Raw genomic sequence first — 14,052 nt, 5'->3', positions numbered from 1 at the left:
AGTTTCATCGTGGCCGCGTCGTCCGCGCACCATTCGACCTGAGCGATTCGGCGCGCTCGAAATCAGCATCCGCGCCGCTCTGATCTCCAGCGTTCGCTTTCATCGTTCCGCGTTCGAACAAGAAGGTCGGATTCTTCGGATCAGCCTTGATGACCAGATCATAATCCGCGATGGCACGATCAAAGAGTCCTTTACGCCCGAGTGCCTTCCCGCGATTATAATAGGCACCGAGGTAGTCAGTCCTCAGTTGTACGGCGCGATCGAAATCAGAAATCGCGCGATCAAGCTCTCCCTTGCTCATTAAAGCAACGCCTCGGTTGTTGAGCGCGACATAGTAGTCGGGGGACAAACGAAGTGCTCGATCGTAATCCTCCATGGCACGGTCGATATCTCCACTCGACCGCAGCGCGACACCGCGATTGTTATAAGCCGCCGCCAACTGGGTGATCATCCGCTCGCCTGCCTGGATAACCGCTGTGCATCCCCGGATCGAGCGATCGGGTACGATTTCGGCCGCATGCACGCACGAGTCCCAATCCTCGTCGCTCAAAGCTGATGTGGGCGACGAGTTAATTGCAAAGTACGCAATAAATATCGTTGTGCTCAATAACGTAAGAGCACAACGCTTCCAGCGGGTGGTTCGCGCTAGGATCGATGCAGTTCGTGTTCTCGTATACAGCGGCGTAATGCAAATGAGCAAAGAGTAGCCTCAAGTACGTGCATTATATTATTCCCAGTTTGTTCTCTAACAATCCTGTCTGAATTTTCCCTGACAATCGACGTTTGAGACATCCGATCTGGTCGCTTCCCGAACGAGAGTACACCCGTCGAGTGCTATAGAGATTACCAAGCGAGCGCCGTGCGTGCCATCCGACAGGGACAGATCCAAGACTCCCGGACTAAGCCTCAGTCTGGTAGCATGAAGACATCAGCGGTGTTTGATGTACTAGCAGCGGCAATCGACGGGACGGGATGGATCCGGACTCGGTCACGGGAGGGCAACGAGGAGCCGCTATCCGGAAGAAATCGTCCTGCAAGAATTGAACATCGCGCTCTGCGGCGCTGCCAACTTGAATGACCTCTGAAATATCTGGAGGTCAATACGGCGAATTGCTCTGCAACGGCGCTCCGCAAATATGCAAGATATCAACCTAATATTAAGTTGGCGCGCCCGACACGATTCGAACGTGTGGCCTCCACCTTCGGAGGGTGGCGCTCTATCCAGCTGAGCTACGGGCGCATCGATATTCAGATAGTGTCCGAGATCGACCACGGTCAATCGCGAATTCTAGAATCGACATGGCTCAAACGACGCGGGCTAAAGCCTCGCCGATCATCGCCATTCGTACTCCACAACCTCCTTTCGGTTTGCTTCCGTGGTGCTTCCGCGACCTCGAATGCGATTTTCGTGCTTCCTTCGAGTTTCGCCAATCGCTTGGTTTCACTCGTTTTTTACGACACCCTCGACCATCAGAAAGAGCTTGCATTTGCCTTCGGAGGGCAACGCTCTATCCAGCTGAGCTACGGGTGCGTACCGGCCACCATTTAGCTGATTGGCTCCGGGTCGGCAACGGCGTTGTCCGGCCGGTTCAGGGCTGTAAACTGCCTGCGCCAATATGACAGGCCTGCCGGAAAGGGCCGTCTTCGAGGGAGTTTGCCCATGCGTCCGCTGGAATTCGGCTGGTATCTGCCCACGCATGGCGACACCACGGCCTATGGCCTGATGGAGGCACAGGTCGCGGGATCGCCGGAACTCTGCGACCGCGTGGTCAAGGCGGCCGAGGACGCCGGGTTCGAATATCTTCTGATCCCGGTCGGCTCGGTGTGCTGGGAGGCCTGGATATCCGGCGCCTTCATGGCGGCGCGCTCGGCGCGGATCAAGCCGCTGATTGCGGCAAGGCCGGGCTATATCAACCCGGTGCTGATGGCCAAGATGATCTCGACCTTCGACCAGATGTCGGGCGGGCGGATCTGCATCAACCTGATCGCCGGGCAGAACGAGAGCGAGGTCGAGGCCGAAGGCGTGCGCTACGCGAAGGAGGAACGCTATGCGCTGATGGAGGAGGAGGTCTCGATCCTGAAGGCGTTGTGGACGACGCGCGGGCCGGTGAACTTCCAGGGCAAGTTTCACACGATCTCGGGCGCGCATATCCGGCCGCGTCCGCTGCAGCAGCCATTTCCAAAATTCTATCTCGGCGGCGGCTCGCGGCAGGCCTGGGAGGTGTCGGCGAAGCATTCCGACGTCCATCTGTTCTGGGGCGACCTGCCGGAGCGCATCGCGGACAACATCGCCGAGATCCGGCGGATGGCGCGGGCGCATGACCGCGAGGACGCGATCGGCTTCGGCATGCGGCTGCAGGTGATCTGCCGCGAGAACGAGGCGGATGCCTGGGAGGCGGCCGACCAGCTAGTGCGTCACGCCACCGAGCGGCAGAAGCAGGAGATGAAGACGCTCTACGTCCGCTCCGAGGCCAACCAGCGCGTGCAGCAGCTCGCGCGCGACTATGGCGATCTCCTGATGCCGCATCTGTGGACCGGGATCACCAGGGTGCGGCCCGGTGCCGGCATTGCGGTTGTCGGTAACCCCGAGCAATGCGCCGCGACCTTGCAGGAGTTCATCGACGCCGGCTGCCACTCGTTCTGCCTGTCCGGCTATCTGCACGACGAAGAGGCCGAGCGTTTCGGCCGCCTGATCCGCCCGATCCTCGCCGCGAACAATCGCGGACGGCTCGCGGCGTGAGGTGTATCCGGAAGCTTTCCGAAAATTCATGGGTGAATCGGCGCCCGACGCGCCATGATCCAGCCGGATTGCATCGTGCCTCGCGGCATTAATGGAGACTGAACCATGCATCACCGAGCCTGGCTTGCGGCGTTGACACTGCTCATCGCGACGGCTCACGCGCCGATCGCGTCGGCAACGCAGGCGCAGATCGAGCGCGACCAGAAGCCGGTCAAGGAGATCGCCGGCGGTCGCATTGCCGTCGGCAGCGCGACCTTTCCGGTTTACCTCTCGGCCGATTGGTCCAATCCGCTGCCGGACGTCACCCGCGCGGTGCTGGTGCTGCACGGAGTGTTGCGCAACGCCGACGACTATTTCCGCGCGGCGCTGAGCGCGCAGGCCGCCGCCGGCGATGTCGGCAAGAGCACGCTGATGATCGCGCCGCAATTTTTGATCGAGCCTGATGTCGAGGCGTTCAAGCTGCCGGCGGAAGCGCTGCGCTGGAGCCTCTATGGCTGGCAGGGCGGCGAGCCCGCGGTCGCGCCCAACCCGGCGAGCTCGTTCGAGGCGCTTGATGCGATCCTGGCCAGGCTCGGCGACCGCAAGCTGTTTCCGAACCTGAAGCAGGTCGTCGTGTTCGGCCATTCCGGCGGCGGCCAGGTGGTGCAGCGCTATGCGATCGCGGTGAAGGGCGATCAGGTGCTGCTGCGCGAGGGCATCGGCGTGCGCTACGTGGTCGCCAATCCGTCCTCCTACGCCTACTTCACCAAGGAGCGGCCGGAGCCCGCGATCGCGGCGAAGTGCGAAGGCTACAACAGCTGGAAGTTCGGCATGGACGACCGTCCGCCCTATCTCGCCGAGCCGACCCCGGCCGCGTTGGAGCAGGCCTATGTCGCGCGCCGCGTGATCTATCTCCTGGGAACGCTCGACACCAACCCCGATCATCCCGCGCTCGACAAATCCTGCATGGCGGAAGCCGAAGGGCCGTATCGCTACGCGCGCGGCCATTCCTATGTCGCGGCGATGCAGGCCCGCGACAACGGCACGCCGAATCACAGCGTGTGGGATGTGTCCGGCGTCGGCCACGAGGGCGGCAAGATGCTCAACTCGCCCTGCGGCCTGACCGCGGTGTTCGACATCCCCGGCTGCGAGGCCGCGCGCTAGAGTTTGCGCGAAAGCCCGCCGATCGCGATGTGGTCGCCTTACGCCGGTACGATCACCTTGCCGATCGGCCACAGCGCGATGCCGGCAAGCTTGAGATGCGCCCAGGCGAAGGGGATGCCGATAATGGTCACCGCGAGCAGGATCGCGGTGATCACATGGCCGATCGCAAGCCACCAGCCGGCCAGGATGAACCAGATCAGATTGCCGATCACGCCGAGCGGTCCGGTTCCGATATCGGACATGCCGGTGACCTCATCGCGCCGCACCGCGCGCGAGCCGAACGGCAGCAGCGTGTAGACCGCGATGTTGAACGCCGCGCGCGCCCAGGGCAGCCCGATGATGGTGACAGCCATGATGACAGCGGCGATCAGCCAGCCGAACGCCATCCAGGCGCCGCCGATCAGGATCCAGAGGATGTTCAGGAGGATAGATACAGGCTGCATGGCTGACACCTTCGCGCCGCTTCGGACGCCCCCAATATAGGCTGATGTCGGGCGTGGCGGTAGGTGCGGCCCGAAAGCGCACTCGCCGCGTTGCATCTCTTTTGATCGCGACTAGAGTTTCGGTTCTGATTGAATCAGAACCGAAGCTCTAGATTCTTGTTTTGATGCGTTTTCTTCACGCGAACCGGGCCCACTTCGCTCGAAAACGCTCTAAGCTCGCGCGGCTGTGCAGGACGATGAGAAGCCTGCATCGGAAAGGGAGAGCAACAATGAGAAAATTACTTGGGGCGGGCGTTCTGGCAGTCCTGGCGTTGACCGCGCCGGGCGCTGCGCGAGCCGAGGACGCCGTGCGGTTCGCGCCGCTCAAGGCCGAGGAACTGTCGCCGCCGCAAGAGGCCTGGGCCGACCTGATCAGCGCGCCGCCGCGCAACGCCAAGTTCACCGTGCCGCCCTACCGCGCCTATATCCGCAACCCCGATCTGGCGCCGAAGCTGTCGAACCTGTCGGACTATCTGCGCTGGAACACCTCGCTGCCGCCGCGGCTGAGCGAAATGGCGATCCTGATCACGGCGCGGCACTGGACCGCTCAATATGAATGGTCCGCGCACTATCCGCTGGCGATGAAGGGCGGGCTCGATCCGAAGATCGCAGACGGCATCGCCAAGGGCACGCGGCCCGAAGGCATGAAGGATGACGAGGCCGCGCTCTACGATCTCGGCATCGCGCTCTATCGCGACAGGAAGGTCAGCGACGCAATCTACAAGGCCGCGCTGGAGAAGTTCGGCGAGCGCGGCATCATGGATATTATCGGCATCATGGGCTACTACGACCTGGTCTCGATGACGCTGATCACGATGCAGGCCGGCTCCGCCAATGAGAGCGTGCCGCCGTTGCCGGTGCTGGAGAAGTAGGGCGGCCTTCTCCCTCGCCCCGTTCTTACGGGGAGAGGGCCGGGGTGAGGGGCTGTCTCCGCGAGTTCCGACCGAGGTGAGACTTGTACCCCCTCACCCGGAACGCATCTGACGATGTGTTCCGACCTCTCCCCGCAGGCGGGGCGAGGTGAAGCGACAACCAGCCATCGCCTGCTTGAAACGAAGTGGTCTTTACCGCCTGAAACCGCTGGCGCGCGAGTAGCTCTGCCGGCCTTCCTGGGCCGGGCGCGACGCCATGCTGGCGCGGGTCTCGCTGGCGACCGGCGTCGCGGGCTTCAGGTCCTCGAGGAAGATCGGCTTGGCGAAGTAAAAGCCCTGAGCGTAGCGGATCTTGGTCGCCGCCTGCAGATAGGTGAGCTCCTCGTAGGATTCGATGCCCTCGGCGATCACGGTCATGCCGAGCGCTTCGCTCAGCGATTCGATCGCGCGCAGGATGCCCTGGCTGCGCGGCCGCTTATGGATGTCGGTGATGAACGAGCGATCGATCTTGATCTCGTCGGCGGTGATGTCGGCGAGCGCCGACAGCGACGAATAGCCGATGCCGAAATCGTCGATCGAGATGCCGACGCCGATGCCGCGCAGGATCGGCAGGATCTGGTCCTGGAAATGCGACCGGGTCACGAACGCGTCCTCGGTCACCTCGATCATGAATCGTTTCGGGAAGCCAGTCTCCTCGATCGCGTGCGCGAAGCGGCGCATGAACTCGACGTTGGAGGCCTGCTTGGCGGCGACATTGATGCTGATCGTCGCCGTGGGGCCGAACGTGTCGTTGATCAGGTCAATTGACTTGACGATCTCCGCCAGCACCAGAAACGTCAGTTCGTCGATCAGGCCGAGCTCCACGGCGAGGTTGATGAAGGTGCCCGGCGCCTGGATCACGCCCTCGTCGTCGCGCAGCCGGACCAGCGCCTCGATGCCCTTGATCTCCTGGGTGCGGATATCGACCTTGGGCTGGAATGCGCAGCAGAAGCGCTTTTCCAGGATCGCCAGCCGCAGCGACTGCTCGATCTTCATCCGCGCCAGCGCCTCGCGCTCCATGCTGTTGTCGAAGAACGCGGTCGCGCCCTTGCCGTTGTTCTTGACGCGGTACATCGCGATGTCGGCGTTCTGGCGCAGCGCCTCGTAGCTCCTGCCATGCATGGGGTGGAGGCTGACGCCGATCGAGGTCGAGGCGAAGATCTCGGAGTCCTCGATGAAGAACGGCGCCTTCAGCCGTTCCTGCATGACGTGGATGAATTCGGCGACCTCTTCATTGCCGCTGATCGGGTTCAACAGCAGCAGGAATTCGTCGCCGGAGATCCGTGACAGGATATCGGTCTCGCGCAGCGCGTGGCCGAGCCGCTTGGACAGTTCGACCAGTAGCGCATCGCCGATCGCGTGGCCGTAATAGTCGTTGATGTGCTTGAAGTTGTCGACATCGAGGAAGGCCAGCGCGAAATGGCTCTCCGCGGAGTCGCGGATCAGGCCGCTGACACGATGCTCGATCACCCGCCGGGTCGGCAGGCCGGTCAGTTCATCGTAATAGGCCGAGCGGAACAGCTGGTCCTCGAACGCCTTCTGCTCGCTGATGTCGGTCGAGGTCGAAATCAGGAGATTGCGCCCGGCGATCTGGACCGGCCGGTGCGCGGTGAGGAACACGTATTTGGACGCGCCGCAGGCGAGGACTTCCTCGAGCACCACCGGACGGCCGCTGCGCAACAGCTCCAAATTGGCGGCGTGGCGTTCGTCGACCGGCGATGGCTCGCTCGCGCCGGCGGCCAACTGCAACTGGCTCGCTGCCGCTTCGTTCACCAGGATGAATTGGCCCTGCTCGTCCTGGACGGTGACGCCGGCCGGCAGCAGCTGGAGAAGATCGCGCAAGATGTGCAATTCATTGCTGGAAATGTCGTCTTGCCCGGTCGCTGCCGTGCCCGCCTGAAAATCGTTTTTGGTGAAACTATGCATGCACCGACCTTGGCAAAGTCCGTTGTAGTTTTGGTTAAGCGGACTTGCGAAATGCCGTGACAGAAAGAGACCCGGGCTGCTTTCGCAAGCCGTCGCGGCAATCGTCATTAACAGAGTATCAATGGCGGCATCGGTCGCCGGTGAAAGCGATTGCGGCGCGCGCGGTTGCATTGACACGCGCAAATAAAGCGCGTGTACCGAAAAGCAGACTTATCAACAGTTGGGCAGATTGCACTGCATGATGCAGTGAACACCGGTCTTCAGGTAACTGATCTCAGTCTTGCCGTCGAACGGCCGCAGCGCCGACTTCAACAGTTTGGTGCCGAAGCCGGCTTCGCCGATGACCTCGACCACCGGTCCCTCGGTTTCGTCCCAGATCACGTTGAGACGCCCATCGTCCACCGTCCATGACACCTGCAGAAATCCGCGCGGCGAGGAGAACGCGCCGTATTTTCCGGCGTTGGTTGCGAGCTCATGGAAGATCAGCGCCAGCGAGACGGCGAGTTTGGCGGGCAAGAACAATTGCTCGCCATTGAGATTGAACCGCACATGGCCGTAGGGGCCGAGCTCGGAGCGCAGCAAATCCTTGATATCGCAGCCATAGCCGTCGACCCGCGCGATCAGATCGTCGGTTGCCGCGAGCGCGCGGATGCGATGGTCGATGCGCTGCCAGACATCGGGCCGGTCCTGCAGCGCCTGATGCAGCACGGCATGAATGGTCGAGGACTTGTTCTTCAGCCGGTGCTGCAATTCGTCGACCACGATCTTGCGGTACTGCTCCTCCTCGATCAGCCGCTTGGAAACCTCGCGCTGCTGCGCGACCAGGGAACGGTAGTGCTCCACCCCCCAGATCGCGATGCCGCACACCACCCAGAAGATCATCAGCAGCGCAAAGCGCGCCGGATCGGCGTGCGCGCCGCTGAAATTGAGCAGGACGCCGAGCAGGCCGCTGGCCAGCGCGGTGGCGATCCCGATCCGGAAGCCGCCAAGGGCGGTCGCGAAGAATACCGCCGGGAAATAGGGCGTGAAGAACACGTCCGGCCTGATCTGGGCGAGCCCGAAGCGCGCGGCCGTGGCCAAAACGAGACAGAACACGGCGAACGCAACCGCAAGCAGCAACGACGGCTGCGCATCGCCCCGCCAACTCGCCCTGAAATCGTCGATCCATCTCGCCATCGGTCGCTCCAGTTCACGTGAACAGGCGACCCAAAATAAGGCCGCTGCGACCGAAAAACCGCAGTTGTGGCCTTCTGGCCACAGGCGGACCTCGCCGGCCGTTAACCGCACCTGCGCTTGCGTTGTCAGGAGCTGCTGGGGAATATCCGCAACATCAAACGTCAAGGGGGATCGGCATGGGACGGCTGGACGGCAAGGTCGCGGTGATTACCGGGGCGACCAGCGGCATCGGGTTACGCACGGCCGAGATCTTTGTCGCGGAGGGCGCGAGGATCGTGATCGCCGGGCGCCGCGCGCCGGAGGGCGAGGCACTGGCGCGCCAGCTCGGCGGCAACTGCATCTTTCGCCAGACCGACGTCACGGTCGAGGAGCAGATGCAGGCGCTGATCGCGCTTGCGGCGGAAAAATTCGGTCGGATCGACTGCCTGTTCAACAACGCCGGCGGCCCGGCGCAGACCGGCGGCATCGAGGGCCTCGACGTCGAGCGGTTCGACGCCGCGATGGCAACCCTGGTACGCAGCGTCATGCTCGGCATGAAGCATGTTGCGCCCATCATGCGCCAACAGGGCTCCGGCAGCATCATCAACAATGGCAGCATCGCCGGACGGCTTGCCGGCTTCTCGTCGTCGATGGTCTACGGCGCCGCGAAGGCCGCGGTGATTCATTTCACCAAATGCGTGGCGATGGAGCTCGGCGAGTCCGGCATCCGCGTCAACTCGATCTCGCCCGGCGCGATCGCCACCGGCATTTTCGGCAAGGCACTGGGGTTGTCGACCGAAGCCGCCGAGCAGACCCCGGCTGTGATGCGCGAGGTCTACAAGGCGGCGCAGCCGATCCCGCGCGCGGGCCTGCCCGACGACATCGCGCATGCCGCGGTGTTCCTGGCGAGCGACGAATCGAGCTTCATCAACGGCCATGACCTCGTCGTCGACGGCGCCATGACCGGCGGCCGCAACTGGAGCCAGCAGCAGGCGGGCTACGTCGCGCTGCGCAAGGCGTTCGATCAGGGAGCAGGGTAGTCGCATCCGTCATTGCGAGCGAAGCGAAGCAATCCATCGTTCCGCTGGCTGGGAAACGGATTGCTTCGTCGCTTCGCTCCTCGCAATGACGTGGGGAGAGCACACGATGGCATACGCAATTGCGATCTGCTGTTGGCCGTGTTTCGCATGAACGCGAAGCTTGAACGCCGGCTGCGCTATCTCGTTGCCGTCATTGTCGCGGGCGCGGTGGCGAGCATCGGAATCAATCTCGTGCAAGGCCGTCATACGCTTGGGCCGCTGGTTGCAGGATTCGCTTATGCCTTCGTGACATGCGTGGCGATCGGAGTGGTCGAACTTTTCATCCTTCAGGGCCCGATGATGGAACGGCTGAATCGCTTGTCCTTCGTCGGGCTTCTCGCTGTACGCAGCACGATCTACGCTGTCATCATCATCGTCATACAATTGCTCCAGGTCGGCGAACGGGTTGCCGGGTTTCCGCTGCAAACCTCGATCGCGGATTTTGGCGTCAGCATCGCCTATTCCGCCGCGGTCTCGGTGCTGCTGAACCTGGGTTTCAGCATCGCCAATCTGATCGGCCCGCGCGTCTTCATGAACTTCGTCTCCGGCCGCTATCACTCCCCGGTCGAGGAGAATCGCTTCGTGCTGTTCGTCGATATCGCGGGGTCGACCGGGCTTGCCGAACGGCTCGGCGGCATCGGCATTCACCGCTTTCTCGATCGTACGTTTCGTCTGCTCACGGAATCTGTCGTGGATTATCGCGGCGAGGTGCTGAACTATGTCGGCGACGAAATCATTGTGACCTGGCCGGAGCACCACGGGGCGATTGATTGCCGGCCGCTGCGCTGCTTCGTGGCGATGCGCGCAGCGCTGCAGAAGGCGGCGTCGCAATTCGAGCGCGAGTTCGGCGCGGCCCCGCGGATCCGCGGCAGCTTGCATTTCGGTCCCGTGATCATCGGCGAGATCGGCGACGTCAAGCCGGCCATCGTGTTCAACGGCGACGTCATGAACACCGCGGCGCGGCTGGAGGAGTTGAGCCGCAAGGTCGACGGCGGCTTCCTCGCCTCGCGCGCGGCAATGGCGCGCTTCGCCGCGCCGCCGCCGTTTCCGGTGAGCGATCTCGGCCGGCTTCCGATCCGCGGCCGTGTCGACGGCATCGATGTGGTGGGGATCGGGGCGGTGGCGTAACGCGTCTGGATTCGCGCGCTGCGACAGAGGAGGGCGGAACGAAGAGCAAAGCTCGGGCAAATCGTGTCGCGAGAACGCGGAGGTATGACTCACCGGCCGCGCCACAAATTCGATGTCGTCCTGGCGAAAGCCAGGACCCATTACCCCGAGCATCAGTCGTTGCGTGACGTTGGAGCCACGATCTCGTTGACAACCAAATGCGGTGGTTATGGGTCCTGGCTTTCGCCAGGACGACGCGGGGAGGGAGGTGTGTGCGCAACTCCATCCCCGTCATACCCGCGTAACGGCTTCGCCGTTGTTGCTGCGCGAGCGTCGCCGGATGACGGGGCAACCAGCCGTACGCGGGCAACGCGACGAACGGCGCAGCGCTCACACCTTCTGCTTCGCCGCTTCCTTTGCGAGGTCGGGCGCATTCACGGCCGGGATCGCGACGCGGCCGGTGCCGGTATGCTGAAGCGCGGCGGCGGCCTTGTCGTTCTGCATGATCTTGGCCATGACAGCCTGGCCGGCGCGCTCGAACACCGCGCGGTTGTCGATCACGAACTGGCGCGACTTGCGCAGGCCGTCGATATAGCCGTTGATCTCCGGCACGACATAACGCGCGACCATGTCCCAGCTGCGGCGGGTGTTTTCGGGGTTGGCCCAGTCATGGGCGAAGCCGATGATCGAGCCGACGCCGCCGGAGACGTCGACCAGGTTCTTGATCATCTTGATCAGGTCATCCGGCGTGCCGATGGTGGACGCAGCACCTTCGACGAAGGCGGTCTTGTCGACGGCTTCGTCCGGCGAGGCGAACGCGGTCAGGCCCGGCCGCATCAAGGTGCCGACGTTATATTCGTTGTGCCAGCGCAGCAGCCCGGCGCCGGCCTCGCGCCGCGCCTGCTCGCGCGTTTCGGCGATGTGCCAGGACAGCAGCACGCGCCAGTTGGCGCGGCTCACCGTGGTGCCGGCCTTCTTGGCGGCGTCCTCGGCGAACTGCCATTGCTGCGGCAGCGCCATCAGGCCCTGGGTCGACATCGAGCCGAGCGAGATGATGCCGATGCCGTATTTGCCGGCGAGCGTCATGCCCGACGGCGAGATCTGCGAGGCCACCACGAACGGCATGTCCTCCTGCAGCGGCAGGATCTGCAACGCAGCATCGTGCATCTCGAACCAGTCGGTCTTGGCGGTGACGCGCTCGCCGTTGAACAGGCGGCGGATCACCGCGATCGCCTCGTCCTGGCGGTCGCGCTGGGTCATCGGGTCGATACCGAGCGTATGGGCGTCGGAGGCGAGCGCGCCCGGGCCGGAGCCGAAGATGGCGCGGCCGCCGGTCATGTGGTCGAGCTGCACCATGCGCTGCGCAACGTTGAAGGGGTGGTGATAGGGCAGCGAGATCACGCCGGTGCCGAGCTTGATGCGCTTGGTGCGCTCGCCGGCGGCGGCCAGGAACATTTCCGGCGAGGCGATCGTCTCCCAGCCTGAGGAATGGTGCTCGCCGCACCAGAATTCGTCGTAACCGAGCGCGTCGAGCTGCTCGACGAAATCGAGGTCGCGGCGGAATTGCAGCATCGGATGCTCGCCGATCGGGTGATGCGGGGCGAGGAAGGCTCCGAACTTGAGGCGCGCCATTGGTCGTTCTCTCCGGATGATTGTTGTCGGGGGCTTTCCGCCAACCTACGGGGTGGCCGGAGGCAAGGCAATGCTCTGGGGTTGCGGCGCCCGCATGGTTGTTGCGCAAATCGGTGACGATTGCCGCCCTCCGGAATGTTTCCCAGCGCATCAACGCAAATTGGCGCCGGTGCTGCGGATGGGAGGACGGGCCGTGGATGACGCACCCGTGAATGAACGCCTACGTCTGAGGTAATCGATGGGATGACCAGAATCTGCGGATGTCGGCCGCAACGTCATTTCGGGCAGGACCACAGCATATGCACCAGATCGTTTCGACGCGCGCGGAGACCTCCCGCCGCTGGTGGGTGCTTGCGATCGTCGTCGCCGCGCAGTTCATGTTCGGCGTCGATGCCTTCATCGTCAACGTCGCGATCCCGACGATCGCGGCGGAGCTGCACGCGACGCCGGCGCAGATCGAGGCCGTGATCGCGATCTATCTGATCGCCTATGCCACGCTGGTGGTCACCGGCGGCCGGCTCGGCGACATCCACGGCACAAGGAACGTGTTCATCGCCGGCGTCGCGGGCTTCTCGGTGACCTCGCTGTGGTGCGGTCTCGCGCAGTCCGGACCCGAGCTGATCATCGCACGGCTGGCACAGGGCGCGACGGCGGCGCTGATGGTGCCGCAGGTGCTGGCGACGCTGCATCTGCTGTTCTCCGATGCCGCCCGTGCACGGGCGTTCGGCATCTACGGCATCGTGCTGGGGCTGGCCGGCGCAGCCGGCTTCCTGCTCGGCGGCGTCTTGGTGACGCTCGATCTCGCCGGCCTCGGCTGGCGCGCGGTGTTCTTCGTCAACGTGCCGTTCGGCGTCATCATCATCGCAGCCGCGCTGAAGATCATGCCGACGGTGCCGCGCAGATCCGGCACACGGCTCGATATCCCCGGCGCGATCGTGCTGTTTCTGGGTCTGTTGTGCCTGATCGGCCCACTGCTGTTCGGCCACGATCTCAATTGGACGGCGTGGATCTGGCTGGTGATGGCGGTGGGCGTCGCCGTCATCGCGGCCTTCGTGCGGCTCGAGCGCAGCGTCGCGCGCCGCGGCGGCATGGCGCTGATCGACCTGTCGCTGTTGTCGGATCGCGCCTTCATGCGCGGCCTGGTCGCGGTGTTTTTCTTCTTCTTTGCCAACCTGTCCTTCTACCTGATCATGACCATGTTCATGCAGAAGGGCTTGCAGATCCCGCCATTGCAGGCCGGGCTGGTGTTCGTGCCGCTGGCGCTGACCTTCGTGATCGCCTCGCGCCACAGCGGTATGCGCGCGAGGCACCGCGGCACGCTGGTGCTGATCGAGGGCTGCGCGCTGCAGATCGTCGGCCTCGGTGTGCTGGTCGCGACGATTCAGACGATCGCATCGCCATCGGCGCTCCTGCTCGCGCTGGTGTTGATGATCTTCGGCTACGGTCAGGGCCTGGTGATGGCGCCGCTATCGAGCGCGGTGCTCTCGAGCGTGAAGCCTGCGAGTGCCGGCGCCGGCTCCGGCATGTATGGCACGACGACGCAGATCGGCAACGCGGCCGGCGTCGCCGCGATCGGTGCGGTGTTCTTCGCCGTCGAAAGTGCGACATCAGCACGTCTGGCGCTGTTTGCGGCATGCGCATTGTTTGTGCTGTCGATCATTATTTCAGCCGCATTTCTGTCATGGATGCGCCGCGCGAGCGTATGAATCCGCAGGGATCTGGCGCCGATTTTCGAAAAGTTCACGTTCGAACAAGGTGCTACGGCAACTATTTCGATCGGTCCTCGGTGCGATCACGCGTTAACGCCGATTCTCACATTTCCGCAGGGAAAGACAGCGCACGATCTTTTCATTTTGCAGTGCAGCAATTATCTGATC

Annotated in this window: 11 protein-coding genes and 1 tRNA gene; 6 read left to right on the top strand and 6 right to left on the bottom strand. The window is 63.3% G+C overall.

The genetic code is table 11. The features are described from left to right. Positions 1-4 precede the first annotated feature (4 nt). Positions 5-523: a tetratricopeptide repeat protein gene (locus JQ573_RS30910; protein WP_223806705.1), complete on the bottom strand. Its 519-nt coding sequence runs from the start codon at positions 521-523 to the stop codon at positions 5-7. Positions 524-1,163: 640 nt separating this feature from the next. Next, positions 1,164-1,240 (bottom strand) — tRNA-Arg (locus JQ573_RS30905). 420 nt (positions 1,241-1,660) lie between these two features. On the opposite strand from JQ573_RS30905, the gene JQ573_RS30900 reads away from it, so the two are divergent. Together JQ573_RS30900 and JQ573_RS30895 are read left to right on the top strand one after the other, a co-directional pair. After that, positions 1,661-2,740 carry an LLM class flavin-dependent oxidoreductase gene (locus tag JQ573_RS30900; protein ID WP_212312141.1) on the top strand — a complete coding sequence of 360 codons (1,080 nt, stop codon included), beginning with the start codon at positions 1,661-1,663 and terminating at the stop codon, positions 2,738-2,740. 105 nt (positions 2,741-2,845) lie between these two features. Next, the gene (locus JQ573_RS30895; RefSeq protein ID WP_212312134.1) at positions 2,846-3,883 is read left to right on the top strand and encodes an alpha/beta fold hydrolase; all 1,038 of its coding nucleotides are present in this window, start codon (positions 2,846-2,848) and stop codon (positions 3,881-3,883) included. A gap of 38 nt (positions 3,884-3,921) precedes the next feature. On the opposite strand, the gene JQ573_RS30890 is transcribed toward JQ573_RS30895, so the two are convergent. Further along, positions 3,922-4,326, bottom strand: a complete 405-nt coding sequence (locus tag JQ573_RS30890; RefSeq protein WP_212312132.1) for a YccF domain-containing protein — start codon at positions 4,324-4,326, stop codon at positions 3,922-3,924. 269 nt (positions 4,327-4,595) lie between these two features. Between JQ573_RS30890 and JQ573_RS30885 the strand changes: the two genes are divergently transcribed. Next, on the top strand, positions 4,596-5,237 hold the full coding sequence (locus JQ573_RS30885; protein WP_212312130.1) for a carboxymuconolactone decarboxylase family protein: 642 nt from the start codon (positions 4,596-4,598) through the stop codon (positions 5,235-5,237). A gap of 192 nt (positions 5,238-5,429) precedes the next feature. On the opposite strand, the gene JQ573_RS30880 is transcribed toward JQ573_RS30885, so the two are convergent. Further along, positions 5,430-7,202 carry a bifunctional diguanylate cyclase/phosphodiesterase gene (locus JQ573_RS30880; protein WP_212312128.1) on the bottom strand — a complete coding sequence of 591 codons (1,773 nt, stop codon included), beginning with the start codon at positions 7,200-7,202 and terminating at the stop codon, positions 5,430-5,432. 213 nt (positions 7,203-7,415) lie between these two features. Continuing rightward, positions 7,416-8,378 carry a sensor histidine kinase gene (locus JQ573_RS30875; RefSeq protein ID WP_092120417.1) on the bottom strand — a complete coding sequence of 321 codons (963 nt, stop codon included), beginning with the start codon at positions 8,376-8,378 and terminating at the stop codon, positions 7,416-7,418. 176 nt (positions 8,379-8,554) lie between these two features. Between JQ573_RS30875 and JQ573_RS30870 the strand changes: the two genes are divergently transcribed. Together JQ573_RS30870 and JQ573_RS30865 are read left to right on the top strand one after the other, a co-directional pair. After that, positions 8,555-9,397: an SDR family NAD(P)-dependent oxidoreductase gene (locus JQ573_RS30870; protein ID WP_212312119.1), complete on the top strand. Its 843-nt coding sequence runs from the start codon at positions 8,555-8,557 to the stop codon at positions 9,395-9,397. A 147-nt stretch (positions 9,398-9,544) separates the two neighbouring features. Next, positions 9,545-10,564 carry an adenylate/guanylate cyclase domain-containing protein gene (locus JQ573_RS30865; protein ID WP_212312118.1) on the top strand — a complete coding sequence of 340 codons (1,020 nt, stop codon included), beginning with the start codon at positions 9,545-9,547 and terminating at the stop codon, positions 10,562-10,564. A gap of 369 nt (positions 10,565-10,933) precedes the next feature. Here the strand turns inward: JQ573_RS30865 and JQ573_RS30860 are convergent, their stop codons facing one another. Next, positions 10,934-12,175, bottom strand: coding sequence for an LLM class flavin-dependent oxidoreductase (locus JQ573_RS30860; RefSeq protein ID WP_212312116.1), 1,242 nt, complete (start codon positions 12,173-12,175; stop codon positions 10,934-10,936). Positions 12,176-12,474: 299 nt separating this feature from the next. Between JQ573_RS30860 and JQ573_RS30855 the strand changes: the two genes are divergently transcribed. Next, positions 12,475-13,881 carry an MFS transporter gene (locus JQ573_RS30855; RefSeq protein WP_212312108.1) on the top strand — a complete coding sequence of 469 codons (1,407 nt, stop codon included), beginning with the start codon at positions 12,475-12,477 and terminating at the stop codon, positions 13,879-13,881. Positions 13,882-14,052: the final 171 nt, after the last annotated feature.

It is taken from the genome of Bradyrhizobium sp. AUGA SZCCT0105 (assembly GCF_018129565.1).
Classification (GTDB): Bacteria; Pseudomonadota; Alphaproteobacteria; order Rhizobiales; family Xanthobacteraceae; genus Bradyrhizobium.
The sequence above is the reverse complement of the archived record's forward strand: the minus strand, read 5'-3'. Positions and strand labels throughout refer to the sequence as shown.